The following is a 14968-nucleotide window of genomic DNA, read 5'->3' as shown; positions in this document are numbered from 1 at the left end:
CAAGTGAACACGATCCGGCTAAAGCTGTGTAAGGTGGCGGCCATCGTCATACACAATACGCGCCGAATTCGCTTCCTGCTGCCCAGTCATTACCCATATCAAGGACTGTTTGAAACCGCACTGAACAACCTGAACTCGACATAGCCATAACCAGTGCTGACCCGGCACACTTTAAACAACGGGGTAAGGGGAAGTGTGCCTGAAAATCGGGAATCCGGGTCAAAATCGACCTGTAGCTGTGGAGCTGCTCGAAAACATTCAACAAATTCTATGCAGTGCTACTTTAGGCTGTTTGGTGAAATATCCGGGCTAGCGTCGTGATAATCCGGACCAAAAACCAATTGGCCTCGCGGCATAAACAGGCGGGTTAGTCCTTGACCGCCCTCAACCAGAAGCGGTGATGTGTCTCGCCTCCTCAGGTGCGAGACCAGAGCCGGTGAGACCCAATGGCAATGCCAGTCAACACGCATCAACGGACGGCTAACCTGAAGAGCCCAAGCGTGGCAGCAAACGCAAGCGCAGGTAAAACCAAGCTATCAATACTAGACCAAGCAGCCCGCCAGCCAGGTCACTCCATTCGGCGCCAGGAAAAATAGGGGATGGTAATAGCAAGCCAAACCCGGACAGCATAAATAGCACCCGCCAGCGCCAGAGAATCGACTGGTTGACGTACCCGATTACGCCCATTGATGCCAGCCAAACCCCCGCAACAGCAGTGGTTAATGTTAGAGCGATATCACCAGTCGTACCGTCCAGAATAAACGCAGGATCGGCAACAAACAAAAACGGGATAAGATAGGCGATCCAACCCAGACGCATCGCTGTCAAGCCTGTACGCATAGGTTCACTTCGGGAGATACTGGCGGCGGTAAACGCGGCTAATGCGACGGGGGGCGTGATCATCGACAGCATACCAAAGTATAGTACAAACAGGTGCGCCGCCATGGGTTGGATGCCCACTTCAACCAGAGCAGGAGCTACAAGAGTGGCCAATAAAACGTAAACGCCTACGGTGGGCATACCCATGCCCAGAATAAGACTGATAAGTGCCGCTGCCCCCAGCAATATCACAGGGTTACCATCGCCAACTTCGACAAGCGCAAGAGTAAGACCAAAGCCCAGACCCGTAATGTTTAGCACGCCAATTACGAGCCCGGCTCCGGCACAGATTGTGATAATGTCGACCACACTGGTACCTGTCGCCGAGACTGCCTTCATAAAGGTACTAATATCCAAACGGTGGTCATCATATCCAAGAACGAATCCTGAGATGATCAGGGGTACCAAGGCTGCCAGAACAGCAGCTTCAGGGCTAAGATTGAAACGGAACAAAGCAATGATAAGCACCGCAAAAGGCAATATGAAGTGCCAGCCCTTTGCCAAAACCGTCAGTAAGGGTGGAATCAAGGAGGCCTCAACCGGGGCTATACCCCTCCGCGCCGCTTCCAAATGAGCCTGAATGAACAGCGCGATGTAAAACAGCAGTGAGGGTACCAGGGCAGCGACGATAACGTCGCCATAAGGCACTTGGAGAAACTCCGCCATCAAAAAAGCGGCGGCCCCCATGACCGGGGGCATCAGTTGACCCCCGCTGGAGGCAAGCGCCTCAATAGCACCTGCGACGCGAGGCGTGTAGCCGGCTTTGGTCATCATTGGAATGGTCATAATGCCGGTCGTTGCGACGTTAGATACGGCACTGCCAGAAATAGACCCAAACAGACTAGAAGCCGTAATGGAAACCTTGGCCGGACCGCCCCGGTAACGGCCCATCAGGGCAAGAGACACGTCAGTGAAAAAACTTGATCCACCTGACGCTTTGAGCAATTGCCCCATGAAGATGAACGGTATGATTATAGTACTGGCGACAATCAACGGCATGCCGAGCATGGCATTTGGGTCAAGGCTTAAATATACCCATAGCCGTTCGAAAGAGATTGGTCGGCTGCTCAACATACCGGGAATGTATTCACCAAAAAAACTGTACAGTAGAAAGCTTGAAACAACGATAGTCAGCGGCCATCCCACCAGGCGCCGGAGAGCTTCAATCGTTAGCAATACTATGAGCCCGCCAAGTACAACCAGGTGAACCGGAGTAAATGCCATGACCGTCACAAGGTCGGCATAGTAGAAAGCGAAGTAGCCGGCAATGCCTAACGAAAGAACACCAGCGATAAGACTGACCCAGAAAGAGTGGCCTCGCTGGTCGCTGGCAATCTTGAAATAAGCCAACCCGAGGGTTAGCCCGAGGATAGCGACAATGAATTGCTCGGTGTAGAGACTGGCTCCCAGCGTTCTTGGCAGATCGGCAGCCCAGACGATGGAGGTCAGCGTAAGAGCAATGGCCAATCCACGGACGACCAGCGCCGTCCAGTGGTTTTCGGTCATCACCAAAGTGTCGCTATGTCGGGCGGTCATACCTTACTCCTGCCAGATGCCGGCTTCGCGGAAGTATTCAATAGCGCCTGGGTGGTATGGGAGCTCGCCCTGACTTTTACCCATCTGGGCCGGATCGAAACGGTTAAACACGCCAAATGTGTTAGCCAGGATTTCTTTATTCTGATGTATGGCTTTAGCCACCTTGTAGGCGATGTCATCTGCAACATCTTTGTGGGCAAAAATCAGGTAGTCATAGGTCATTGCAGTCATCGTTTCATTCACACCTGCTCGGCCGCCACCCGGTTCAACTGTTGCGCCATAGGCCTGTGGGAAAATTTCCTGCATAGACTCGACATCATCGCCCATAGGCAGCAGCCGCAACCCGCCAACGCTAGCATCTACTTCGCTCACTTTGCCAGCACCAACACCGAAAAAGAACGCGTCCAGGCGTCCTTGGGCGAAATCGTCCGCTGCACGGGGCAGGTTAGGAACCAGGGAGCCATCGTAATCATTGTCTTGAACACCGCCAGTGGCAAGCATGGCCCTTGAAACCGGCCGCATAATTGCCTGACTGGTATAGCCCTCTCCAAGCGTTGCACCTGCCAAATCAGCGATGGATTGATAGTCGGAATCTTCGCGCACAAAATAGCCGACCTGCAGTGGAAAGAGAGTACCGACTAGCCGAAGATCCTCGCTTGTCCGACCCCCGAATATCTCGTCACCTTCCATCGCCAGATTTACCTCAAGAACGTTGGCGAGCCCGAAGTCCAATTCACCGCTATTGACCAGGGGTACATACTGAGTGGACCCCCCAAAGGGTTGAACACGCATATCCAGGTCAGTGGTCTCAGCTACAGCCCGGGCAACAGCACTGCTGCCGGAATAGACAATGGTACCCTGAGGTGAGGCACCAATTCCCATGGATTCAGCGGACGTCATGGAAACACCGCTCAGCAAAGCTGTCATAACTGTCATTGTTTTGAATACTTTTTTCATTGCCTTAACTCCAGGTCGGATATGAGCTCCGAGCCGAATCGTCAGATGACGGACCCGAAAGCGCAAAGAGACAAAACAGCCCGCTATTATTTTTGAATCGGATCATTTTGCCGCGTTAGATCTAGATTCGCCGAAGGTTACGCTCACTTAAAGTGATAAAAACAGCGCTTACTTGTCGTTTTCTTAATCTAACTGGTCATGGTAGACGGTCTGGGCGATAGCTCGAGTGCGCTCAAGAAGGTCTCTACTCAGGATTGTCAGGCCAGCTTCTGTGCGAGTTGATATACCGACTGGCCCGCGCGTCGAAGACAGATCAACTGGCAGCTCGCGCAGGGCTCCACTCGCAAGGTCTTGCTTAATCACCCCATAGGGGACTATCCAGAGTGCATCACTGATTGCCGTACAATGACGCCCAACTTCAGGTGACAGTGTCTCAATAGTATCCTTTAAATTCGAAAAACCGCGGCTTATCAGAAAACTGTCGATCTCTGGCCTAATCACGGTATCTGATGGCGGAAGAATCTGTGTATAACCGACCATTTGCTTGGGGTGGAAGTCCGTTTCCGAGAACAATGGATGATCGTTACGCGCTACCCAGCACAGTTTTTCGAAATACAGGTGCTCAAACTGCAAACCCATCATCTCACCCGGCTGTGCCAAACGGCCAACCACGAAATCCACTTCCGCTACTCGCAATGCCTGTAAAAGCTGGCGATTAGTGCCAGTGCGGACTACGATCGGAACCTCGGGATGGTCCGCTTTAAAACCAACGATTGCAGGCGGGAGAATATCGGCAGCTGCGTTAGGCAAGGCTCCTACCAGCACCGCTCGACGGGCGTCCTGTCGCTGCTGGGCTATCAACTCGAGGCCCTGGCGCACTGCGGTTAGACTAGCACTTGTATAGCGATGGAAAATTTCACCGGCTGGCGTCAGGGCGATGCCTCCTCGATTCCGATCAAGCAAGCGCTCTCCAACGATTTCTTCCAACTCACTTAACGTTTTTGATGTCGCCGACTGTGTTATGGCCAGTTCAGTCGCTGCTTTCACCAGGCTCCCTTGACGAACGATCTCCTGAAAGCAATGAAGGTGACGTTGCTTGATTCTTTCATGCATTAAAATGCCTTTTTATTAGGTTAATTAACTAAAATAGCTATTAGAATAAAGCATTCTAGTCTATAACAACCGGGATATGGAACACTGATTCCAGCTCACAGCAAGGCTTACTGTCTTGTCAGATACAAAAAACAACGCGATTACAGAGCTCAACAACATCCTTATCCTGACGTACTGTCAGGTTCAAGCCCTCATTCAGCCGTCAATATAGATTCATGTCTGCAACCGTACGCGACTTTGATCATTGTGAGCCTGCGCGATTTTACTGAGCAGTAAGCCCAGTTGTTCGCGTTCCGGGTCCGACAAGGGTGCGATGATGTCTTCCTGTACCCGACGCACTGCCGACTCAGCCTCAGCTCTCAAGGCTGCTCCGGCCTCAGTCAGGGTCACGATGACTGCACGGCGATCCTGAGAGTTGCGCACTCGGGTGACGCTGCCACGCTCTTCCAACTTGCGCACGATTAGCGCAATCGTGTTGCGATCCATGGCGGTATATCCGCCCAGGGTGATCTGATCCAGAGGGCCTTTTTCTTCCAGCGCGACCAGGGCCGCGTATTGCAGCTGGGTCAGGCCCACAGCGTCACAATGCTTTAAAAACAGCGCCACGCTGATCTGGTGACATCTGCGCAACAGGTTGCCGGGCATGGCATTGGCATCCGCCAGTGGAGTGCGTGTCATAAGCATATTGAACCGATAGGATGTGCCGTTCTTGTATAGAAAGCGCCTGGCAGCGTCAAGGCTGCCAGGCAGTGCCGGGCGTTCAGCCAGCTTGGTTCATTTCGCGTGCGGGTGATTGTCCGGTAAGGCATCCACAAAAGCTGGCAGCTCCATACAGGCCTTGTAAATGGCCTGAATCGTTGGGTACGGCGACATGTCGACATCAAAACGGCGGTTATTGGTCACCTGGGCAAAGAGCGATAAATCAGCGTGACCCGGGGTATCACCGCAGCAGAACCGGCCGCGTCGGGCGTCTTTGGCCAGCATGGACTCCAGCGGACCAAAGGCCTCGGCTACCCAGTGCTGAAACCAGGCTTTTACCTTCGCCTCATCCGCCCCGAGCTCACTGCCCAGATAGCCCAACACCCGCAAATTGTTGATCGGGTGTACATCGCACGCGACACTGTAGGCCAGTGACCGCACCCAGGCACGGTCCAGCGGTGCTTTGGGCAAAAAAGCCGGCTCGGGGTAGACTTCATCGAGGTAGTCGATGATCGCCAGTGACTGGGCAATCACGGTTTGCGGATCCAACTGCAAGGCTGGCACCAGCCCCTGCGGGTTCAATGCCAGGAACGCTTCCGAGCGATGTTCATTGTCGCGCAGCACATACGAGACCTGATCGTAACTCACGCCTTTCAAATTCAGCGCAGCCCGCACCCGAATGGATGCCGAACTGCGGAAAAAGTTGTGCAGTACCGGTGTCATACGCCCTCCCGCGGAGCCACGATTTGAATGCGATGTTCGCCGACGCCTTCAATACCACCGGTAATAGTATCGCCGACCGACATCGCACCCACGCCTGCGGGGGTGCCCGTGTAGATCAGATCGCCCGGTTGAATGCGCATGGTGTGAGACAGAATGGAGACGATTTCCTCGACATCCCAGATCAGGTCAGCGATGTCCTGGTCCTGTTTTACGTCGCCGTTCACCGCAATCCAGATCCGGCCTGTGGTCGGGTGGCCGATGTCGCTGGCTTTCTGAATGGGGCCAATCACGGCAGAATCATCAAACGCTTTCCCCCAATCCCAAGGGCGGCCTTTTTCGCGGGCTTCCAGTTGCAGGTCACGACGAGTCAGGTCATTGCCAATCGCATAACCATAAATGTACTCGTGCGCGTCTTCGGTTTTTATCTGAAAACCGGCTTTGCCAATTGCCACCACCAGCTCCATTTCATAATGGAAATTCTCTGTCTCTGGCGGGTAAGGTACATCACCACCGTCGGGCACTATCGCATCTGCAGGTTTGGTGAAAAAGAACGGAAATTCACGACTGGGATCACGACCCATCTCGCGAGCATGCGCTTCGTAATTTCGGCCGACGCAAAAAATACGGCGTACTGGGAAACGGGTTGATTCACCAGTAATTTCAACGCTTGGAGTTGGCATGGGTTCAAAAATAAAAGCAGTCATTATCAGATCCTCTTGTCGTGAATGTTGGTATTTGATCAGTTGTGTTTTTGAGTTTTTCTGTTTAGAAAACTGAAGTAAAAAAATTCGGGCATTGCGATCGGTAACCGACCCGGGCCGCAGCCAATGCCTGCTTAACCGCCCCGATGTTCACGCCAGAACCCCAGTTTTTGCTGCACGCCTCGGTCTGAAAAACCAAACAACACCGCGTCGTCATGCGCCTGATGCACTACCGGTGCCCAGCTTGGAACAACAAACAGATCCTTGGGTTTCCATTCGATCACAGTATCGCCGACGGTGGTTCGGCCATGACCTTCCACCACACTGAATACCGTTGCGTCAGTTGCCCGGTATACGTCGGTGACCAGACCTTTGGGCAACAGTTGCATCGCCGTGGAGATTGTCGGCATGGCGTCATCGCCGTTCAGCGGGTTCACATACCGCATCTTCAAGCCATGGCAGGGGTCCCACTCATTGCGAAGCCGCATCTGTTCCAGTGCTTCACGCGTGCGGTCGTAGGGGTAGTTGAAAATGGGGGATGCCAGCCCCTGCTGTTCATAACCAAAAGGCATCAGATTACTGCCGTAACGGGCCAGGCTGTCACCCCGGGGAATCGACTCCGGCTGAGACTCGGCGCCATAGCCTTCGGCAAAGGACGCATCGAAGAAGGAAGCCATGGGGATGTCGAGCCCGTCGAGCCAGACCATTGGCCGATCCGATTCATTGCCGTGGTCGTGCCAGGCCCAGGGCGGTGTAATGACAAAATCGCCTTCGTGCATCAAGGTGCGCTCACCCGCCACATTGGTGTAAGCACCATCACCATCCACCACAAAGCGAAGTGCCGATTGGCTGTGCCGGTGTGCCGGGGCCACTTCACCCGGCAAAACCAGCTGTAACCCGGCATACAGCGAGGTAGTAATGCGGCTCTGACCACGCAACCCCGGGTTTTCGAGAATGAGTACGCGGCGCTCTGCTTCTTTGGCTGTGATCAGGCCACCGGATTCCATCAGCAGCTCACGGGCCTCGTCGTAATCCCATTTGAACGGCTGGCAGCCACTGCGTGGCGTCGGTGTGATGATGTCACTGAGCACATTCCACAGTGCCGACATGCTGCGCTCATCCAGTTTTTTGTAGTAAGCATCCCGTTCAGGCGATGTGGCTGGCTTTTCAGTTAGAGACATAGTGAGCTCCTCCCCGAGTGTTTGACGATGTACCGCTATCCGGTGAAATGCTCCGGTCAGCAGAGCCTCTTTTCGCCCTTACTATTTAATCACTATTGTGATCATCATTATAGTGACTATCTATTGGGGCCTGGTGTCGCTGGCCGGTAAAGCCCACATAAAAATGGCTCTCGATCCTTACAGCCTTGTTTGTGTGGTTTTCTCACACTAGTTGGCGGTTACCGGAACGCTGCGTACAGTCAATCAGCCGGGACTATCCGTCAACGGTCGCAAATCGCGAGTCTGTGCCAGTAAAATAGACATCAGTTGCCGCATGGCAATCGGCATTTCCTGATCCATTCGCCTAACCAGGCCGACCGGCTCCCGCGTACTGTCGAGGGGTTCCGCGACCAGGGCCAGCACCCCCGACTCGATCAGATCCCCCACCACTCCATAAGAGATCATCCACAAGGCGTCAGACTTCGGCAGGTAGGATCGGCCAAAGGTATTTGAGACGGTCTCGATCAACGTATTGGGCAGTGGGATATTCAACGTCGCGAACGACTGCTCAATGATCGGCCGGATCCGGGTATCCTTGGGCGCCAATAAAAAAGGGTAGTCCTTGACGGCCCGCATTCGGCTGGCAGCGGGCAACGCCGCAATCGGGTGATCGGCCCGAGCTACAAGTACCATAGGCTCGGCGTAAAGATGAATGAAGTCCAGCTCATGCATCATTTCCGGTACACCGATACGGGCAATAGCCAGATCAATCTTGCCGCCGTGAAGCAAGTCGAACAGGTGGCGGTTATACCCGGTTTGCAACGAAAAATTCACGGGCTGGGTGGCCTGAGCAAAAAAAGCATTCATCGCTTGTGGCATAAACCGCGCTGCCACCGTCGGTAATACACCGATATGCAATTCAATACTGGGGGCACCACTGAGCCCAACCAGCCCTTCATAGCCTTTTTCGAACGACTCCATGCCAGCGGCCGAGTAGTGATAAAACACCTCACCTCGAGGCGTCAGCGATAACCCAGACCGGTCACGCACAATCAATTGCATGCCCATGATCGTTTCAAGCTCGGTCAGTGTTTTCGAGACCGCTGCCTGCGTTACGTTCAGCGACCGGGCCACCTCCGTCAGGTGATGCGATCGGGCCGCTTCCAAAAAACACTGAATGTGCCGGAATTTCAGTCGTCTATCCACGGGCAACGCTCACAAGAAAAGGGGTCCGGCGATAGTGCCATGAAGCCCGCTCTGCAAGAACCCTGATGCGCAGGGTAACTCCGACAACAGTCAGACCAATGGCACACGGGTTGGATCATAGGAGAACAACCAAGCGGTGCGCTCGGCATTCATATCCCGCTTAGCAAACGCCTCACGCAACGCTCCAACTGAGTCCAGATGGAACAGATTCCGATTATCGGATGACTCGTTGACGATTTTGGCCGTCCGCTCCAGCCTGTTGCGCTGATACAGTTGCAGCGCCTCGGTCGGGTTGGTCTCCTGAACCAGCGCACGGGCCAGCACAGCAGCATCTTCTACCGCCATGGCGGCACCCTGCGCCATGTAGGGCAACGTTGGATGTGCCGCATCCCCCAGCAAGGTAACGCGCTTAGAGCTCCAGTTATCAACCGGCAAACGGTTGTTCATTGCCCAGCGGTAACATTCGTCACGGTCAGCCGCCTCAATGATGGCGGTGATGGCGGGATGCCAGCCAACAAAATCCGCTTTTAACTCCTCCCAGGGACGTTTGGTCACCCACGATTCGTCGTCCCAGTCGTGCTGCTCAACACAGCCAACCAGGTTCAGCAATGTCCCTTCTCGCATGGGATAAGTGACCGCGTGCTTGCCGGGCCCAACCCAGATGTCGACGCTGGTCTGGCGATATTCTTCCGGCAGACTGTCCATCGGTACAATAACGCGCCAGGAGGCATCACCGGTGTAATTGATGGGTGTATCGCCCAGCACTTGCTGACGAATGACCGACTTGATGCCGTCGGCACCAATGAGCACATCACCGCGGGCGGAACGTCCATCCACAAAATGCACGGTGACACCGCTATCGTCTTCGGTGAACTCAGAGACGGCCGCATTCAAGGTAATCGCATCGGCTTTCAACTCACTTACCCGATCGACCAGCACCCGGTGCAGGTCGGCCCGATGCACGGAAATGTAGGGTACGCCGTGACGTTCAACGTAGGTGTCACCCAGCGGGATATTCTGCAAGACATCACCTTCATCGAACACCCGAAAGCGGTATTGGTCCGGTTGAAACCCAAGCTCCTTCAGCTGATCGAGCACACCGATCTCACGATACACCCGACTGGCATTGGCGCTGACCTGAATGCCGGCACCCACTTCACCCAGCGTTGCGGCCTGTTCAAATACCTGAACATCAACCCCGGCCTGCAGCAGGCAGGCGGCGGCCGTCAGACCGCCAATGCCGCCCCCGGCAATCAGGACGGTCTTAATCCCATCAGAATGAATGGCTGTCATAACGTTTTCTCCTGTAACGCACGCTGGCGCTACCTTCAAAGTGTTGTCCGGGGCAATCGACTGCTTGCGCATAGCATTACCCGGCAAGCGGAAAGCCTGATGGCAAGGACCTCAGTCCTCGGCGAAGTAAACGGTCTTGGTTTCCAGAAAATCATCCAGCCCTTGCATGCCATGCAGACGGCCCAGTCCCGAATGCCTGAAGCCACCGGTCTCGGTTTCGGCGGCGAGCCGATTGTGAGCATTCACCCAAACCGAGCCGGAGCGAATGCCACGCGTCCAGTGCTGCGCCCGACGGACACTTTCGGTCCAGACACTCGCAGCCAGGCCATAACGGGTGGCATTGGCACGGGCCAGCATGTCGGCTTCATCGTCCGCGCATTCGATGTTCAGTACCGGGCCAAACAGCTCTTCCTGAATCAACTCATGCTTAACATCCTGAATCTGCATCAGCGTCGGGGTCAGGAAATTGCCTTTCGCCAGTGGGCCCGACTCGAAAGTCTGCCCCTGCAACCAAATTTCACCATCACGCCGGGCAATATCCAGACTGCCTAGCAAACGGTCACGGCTGCGAGCATCGATCAGGGCGCCCATGGTCGATTGCCGGTCGTCACCGCGCCCGGTTCTGACTTCCGCCAGTGCGTCTCTGAGCTTCTCGGCGGTCTCTTCAAAACGGGAAGGATCGACAATGACACGGGTTATTGCGGTGCACATCTGACCGGCGATAATGGTCGCGTGACGTGCAATCTGCGGGATGGCGATATCCAGATTGGCATCACTGGCCACCAATGTTGGCGCTTTCCCCCCAAGCTCCAGCGACAATCGCTTCAGCGTGCCGGCGGCAGACGCCATGATGGCCGACCCCGTGCTACTGGCACCGGTGAAGGAAATAACATCCACGTCCGGATGCACGCTCAGCCGCTGCCCGACTTCAATGCCGTTCTCGTTGACCGAGTTGACCACACCGGCGGGTAAGCCCGTCACGGCGGCCAGGCACTCCATCATTATCCGGTTGACGTTGGCGGTTTGCGGCGCGGGCTTGACCACCACCGTGCAACCGGCAGCCAGTGCCGGCGCCAAACTGCGAATCAGCAGTGTCGCCGGGGCATTCCAGGGCACAATGATGGCGACCACACCCGCGGCTTCACGGGTAAAACTGACCCATTGCCCGGTGTCGAGTTCGGTGCTTCGGCCCATAATGGTACGGGCCAGCCCTGCATAATATCGGCACTCGCTGATGCAACCGAGCACCTCACCGCGCGCCTCGCTTTGCAACTTGCCCGACTCCTGAACGATAATGTCGGCCAGTTCGTTCTGACGCTCGGTCAAACGGTCTGCGTAGTCGAGCAGTACCTGCGCCCGCACGCGTGGTTTGGTTGACCACTGGCCTGCTTCAAACACCGAACGGGCAACGTCAATCGCCTGATCCGTCAGCGCCTTACTGCCAAGCGCGTAATAGCCAACCGGCGTGTTGTCGGCTGGGTTCAATGTGTGTCCACGTTCATCGCCGTTATCGAGCCAGCGACCGTTTATCCAGTGATTTGCCTGCATCATGCTGTACCCTCTATCTGACCTGAACGTCCATGGTGCCAATGTTCTCGATCTCGGCGCGCATGACATCACCACGCTGTATCGGCGCGACCCCTTCCGGCGTTCCGGTAAAAATCACGTCTCCTGGATGCAGGGTATAGGCATGGGAGGCAACGGAGATCAGCTTGGCCACACCCCAGATCAGATCCCGGGTATTGGCATTCTGGCGCGGCTCTCCATTGACCTGAATAGTCAGCCCCAAGGCATCCGGTGACCCCAATTCGTCAGCGGTAACCAACCAGGGGCCGAGCACGCTGAAGGTATCGAGCGATTTGCGAAAGCTGCGATCTTCCGTGCCGCGAATGGTGATATCCAGACCGATGGTGTAACCGGCCACATAGTCGAGTGCTTCGGCTTCAGACACCTTGCGTGCTGTCTTACCAATAACCAGCGCAAGCTCGACTTCGTGATCGGTGCGGCGTCCGTCATCGTGGTGGATTTCAACACCCTCACCAGCGCCCACCAGCGAACTCGTAGCTTTCAGAAAGAGCGCGTAGCGGTCAATAAAGGTGACGTCCGAGCCAAAGTTTATGCCAGCATCCTGCTGCGATTCCTCGACATGCGCCATGTAGTTAACCGGCGCAGCAATCAGTTTCCCGGGGTTGGCCACCGGGCTAAGCAAACGGACGTCAGCGACTTTTAAGCGCGGTGCCTTTTCAGCCGCAGCCATCAGGGCCGGGCGCAACTCGGTCAGTGCGGCAATCAGCACATCATGGTGTGGCAGAGGCCAGCGAAAAGCGGGAAGTTGTTCCAGTACCGGGGTCACATCGGCAATCTCGTCACCGATAACCAGCCCCAGCTGGTTGTCATTAAAGCGGCATATACGCATAGTAATTTCCTTGATAAACGCCGGGCACTAAGCCGAAAAGCGTTGTTCGCGGTAAAACCCGAGTTTTTCGTGAACCGCACGATCGGAAAAGAAAAACACAAAGCAATCGTCGCTGGCCACCAGACTGCGTCGCTGCCAGCCCGGCAAGGCAACCACATCTTTCGGGCCGAAATTGAAGGTCTGATCCCCGATCGTCACTGACCCGCTGCCCTCAACCACATGCATGACCTGGCTGTCGGTAGAGCGCATCGGCAACGTCGACTGGCCGCGTTTCAGGTGGGTCATCCATGTCGCCATGGCCGGCATGGCCCAACCACCGTCAATCGGATTGCTGTAACGCAATGTCGTCGCCAGATGCGGATCCGGCACTGCTCCCTGGGCGCTTTTGACCAGCGCTTCCCGGGTCCGGTCGTAAGGGTAATTAAAAATAGGAGAGGTCATGCCATACGGACTGGTGGCATCCATCGGCAACAACCCCTGACCATAACGTGCCATCGAATCGCCTTCGGGGCGGCTCAGGGGGTGCTGTTCTTCCTCGTAAGGGTCTGAAAAAACCGACTCAAAATACTGCAGTATTGGAATGTCCAGACCGTCCATCCAGATAACAGGCTCATCACCCTCATTGCCATGGTCGTGCCAGGCCCAGGGCGGGGTAATTACAAAATCGCCTTCACGCATGGTGGTGCGCTCTCCGCCTACTTCGGTAAAACCCTGTTCACCTTCAATCATGAAGCGAAGGGCTGATGGCGTATGGCGATGTGCCGGTGCGGTTTCACCGGGCAGTATCAGCTGCAACCCGGCATAAAGGGTTGAGGTCGATCGCGACTGGCCAGCATAAGCCGGATTTTCCAGCACCAAAACACGACGCTCAGCCTCTCTGGCGGTCAACAATTCTCCCGCTTCCAACAAAAGCGGTCGCAACGCACCGTAGCGCCACAGGTGAGCTTTGGACTTGGATGTGGGCTCCCGGGGGACAATGGTTCCCAGAACTTCCCACAGCGGTGCGGTATGCAAAGGTGCTAACTTATCGTAATAAGCACGTCGTTCGGGACTGGCCGATTCGTAAGCCATGGTTTTATAGCCTCTTCTGTCGATCTTGTTATACAGGCTTGAGTCAATGCAATGAGAGGGCGGAATTTGACCCCAGTTCAACTTTACAAGCTGACATGGACGCTCGCCAGTAACCGTATTGCTCGATAATTAAACGAGTCTAGGCCTCACGTTTGCTCAATTAAATTGAAAAATAAGACGGGATAATTAACTTTTTGTTAACAAGGCGGCCTAGTCCGGGCAGCACTTGGCTATCAGCCCAAGTTAACTTCCGGTTAATCATATGCGCCTAAAATTCAATTTAATAAACCAGCGGGCTTTCTATACTCGCTTCTCAGTACCCTGACCTGTGCCATATAGGGCGCAGTCATTGGAGTTACGCACTGCTGTGGCTACAACACCAATAAATGCCTTCAGCACGCCATTCGTCGAGTTACAGCCGATCCACCAGAGGTATACACAATGATAAAAAATCGCTTCTCCGCCGTCGCCGCGGGCCTGATCGCCAGCGTCGGACTATTGGGCACTGCCCAGGCCGAAACCGTTGGTGTAGGTACCATGTCGCAAGGCACCATCAGTTATTCCACCGGTTCTGCACTTGCCAAAGTCATGAACGAAGAGATGGATATGCAGGCCCGGGTCCAACCAAACTCCGGCGAAACCACTCTGCTGCCACTGATCAACAGTGGTGACTACGACTTCGGCATCGCCAACGTCCTCGAGGTTTATGAGGCCTACCATGGCGAAGGCACTTTTGCCGGTCGTGCACAGCCAAACCTTCGTGTGGCAGCCTCCATGTACCCGTTGCGCACGGCGATGTTTGTTCGGGAAGACAGCGACATCTACACATTGGCAGACCTTGAAGGCAAACGAGTGACCTTTGGCTTCTCTGCGATGGGCTCCATCAGTGTCGTAATGGAATCTTTGCTAGCTAGTGCCCGTCCAGAAAGGGCGATTTTTCAGAAAGATGCCAACGTCCTCCATTGGTCGTCGGATCCGCTTGGTGGTAACCCCCGCGTTTAGCTTTTTTTCCTGCCATAACCAATCAAAATCCAATCAGTACGACAAATTCGGCGTAGCCGCCTCTGTGCCAGCACCTTTCTGACCCTTGTATCTGGCGGTGATCGAGTCAGTCGCAGCGCTAGCTGCTGTTCAACCTAACCAGACGCGTCAGGTTATAGCTGATGGCCGACGCCCAGACAAAAGACATGAAGCCGTCTTCGCCTTTCCATAAC

14 protein-coding genes are annotated in these 14968 nt (G+C 54.9%); 2 read left to right on the top strand and 12 right to left on the bottom strand.

Going from position 1 to position 14968, the window contains the following annotated elements; translation table 11 throughout:
• The first annotated feature begins 3 nt into the window (after positions 1-3).
• Positions 4-144, top strand: coding sequence for a transposase (locus G565_RS26505; protein ID WP_084649445.1), 141 nt, complete (start codon positions 4-6; stop codon positions 142-144).
• A 336-nt stretch (positions 145-480) separates the two neighbouring features.
• On the opposite strand, the gene G565_RS24925 is transcribed toward G565_RS26505, so the two are convergent.
• From G565_RS24925 to gtdA (G565_RS0118615), 12 genes are all read right to left on the bottom strand, one after another.
• The gene (locus tag G565_RS24925) at positions 481-2415 is read right to left on the bottom strand and encodes a TRAP transporter permease (RefSeq protein ID WP_211227222.1); all 1935 of its coding nucleotides are present in this window, start codon (positions 2413-2415) and stop codon (positions 481-483) included.
• A gap of 3 nt (positions 2416-2418) precedes the next feature.
• Positions 2419-3372 carry a TAXI family TRAP transporter solute-binding subunit gene (locus G565_RS0118665; RefSeq protein WP_051208261.1) on the bottom strand — a complete coding sequence of 318 codons (954 nt, stop codon included), beginning with the start codon at positions 3370-3372 and terminating at the stop codon, positions 2419-2421.
• 183 nt (positions 3373-3555) lie between these two features.
• Positions 3556-4485, bottom strand: coding sequence for a pca operon transcription factor PcaQ (pcaQ, locus tag G565_RS24920; RefSeq protein WP_037340278.1), 930 nt, complete (start codon positions 4483-4485; stop codon positions 3556-3558).
• Positions 4486-4698: 213 nt separating this feature from the next.
• Positions 4699-5163, bottom strand: coding sequence for a MarR family winged helix-turn-helix transcriptional regulator (locus tag G565_RS0118655; RefSeq protein ID WP_028672212.1), 465 nt, complete (start codon positions 5161-5163; stop codon positions 4699-4701).
• A gap of 96 nt (positions 5164-5259) precedes the next feature.
• Complete coding sequence (maiA, locus tag G565_RS0118650; RefSeq protein WP_028672211.1) at positions 5260-5907, bottom strand: maleylacetoacetate isomerase; 648 nt, start codon at positions 5905-5907, stop codon at positions 5260-5262.
• Positions 5904-6611, bottom strand: coding sequence for a fumarylacetoacetate hydrolase family protein (locus tag G565_RS0118645; RefSeq protein WP_028672210.1), 708 nt, complete (start codon positions 6609-6611; stop codon positions 5904-5906). The genes maiA and G565_RS0118645 overlap by 4 nt, the downstream gene beginning before the upstream one ends.
• 131 nt (positions 6612-6742) lie before the next feature.
• A complete protein-coding gene (gene gtdA / locus G565_RS0118640) occupies positions 6743-7789 on the bottom strand; it encodes a gentisate 1,2-dioxygenase (protein WP_028672209.1) in 1047 nt (348 codons plus the stop codon).
• A gap of 243 nt (positions 7790-8032) precedes the next feature.
• Entirely contained in the window at positions 8033-8974 is a 942-nt protein-coding gene (locus tag G565_RS24915) for a LysR substrate-binding domain-containing protein (RefSeq protein ID WP_169579679.1), read from the bottom strand.
• A gap of 90 nt (positions 8975-9064) precedes the next feature.
• The gene (locus G565_RS0118630; protein ID WP_028672208.1) at positions 9065-10267 is read right to left on the bottom strand and encodes an FAD-dependent monooxygenase; all 1203 of its coding nucleotides are present in this window, start codon (positions 10265-10267) and stop codon (positions 9065-9067) included.
• 111 nt (positions 10268-10378) lie between these two features.
• On the bottom strand, positions 10379-11818 hold the full coding sequence (locus tag G565_RS0118625; RefSeq protein ID WP_037340275.1) for an aldehyde dehydrogenase family protein: 1440 nt from the start codon (positions 11816-11818) through the stop codon (positions 10379-10381).
• Positions 11819-11828: 10 nt separating this feature from the next.
• The gene (locus G565_RS0118620; protein WP_028672206.1) at positions 11829-12683 is read right to left on the bottom strand and encodes a fumarylacetoacetate hydrolase family protein; all 855 of its coding nucleotides are present in this window, start codon (positions 12681-12683) and stop codon (positions 11829-11831) included.
• Between the two features lie 27 nt (positions 12684-12710).
• Complete coding sequence (gtdA, locus tag G565_RS0118615; RefSeq protein ID WP_028672205.1) at positions 12711-13754, bottom strand: gentisate 1,2-dioxygenase; 1044 nt, start codon at positions 13752-13754, stop codon at positions 12711-12713.
• A 441-nt stretch (positions 13755-14195) separates the two neighbouring features.
• On the opposite strand from gtdA (G565_RS0118615), the gene G565_RS24910 reads away from it, so the two are divergent.
• Entirely contained in the window at positions 14196-14756 is a 561-nt protein-coding gene (locus G565_RS24910) for a TAXI family TRAP transporter solute-binding subunit (RefSeq protein WP_051208257.1), read from the top strand.
• Positions 14757-14968: the final 212 nt, after the last annotated feature.

The organism is Saccharospirillum impatiens DSM 12546 (assembly GCF_000423605.1).
Taxonomy (GTDB): Bacteria; Pseudomonadota; Gammaproteobacteria; order Pseudomonadales; family Natronospirillaceae; genus Saccharospirillum; species Saccharospirillum impatiens.
The sequence above is the reverse complement of the archived record's forward strand: the minus strand, read 5'-3'. Positions and strand labels throughout refer to the sequence as shown.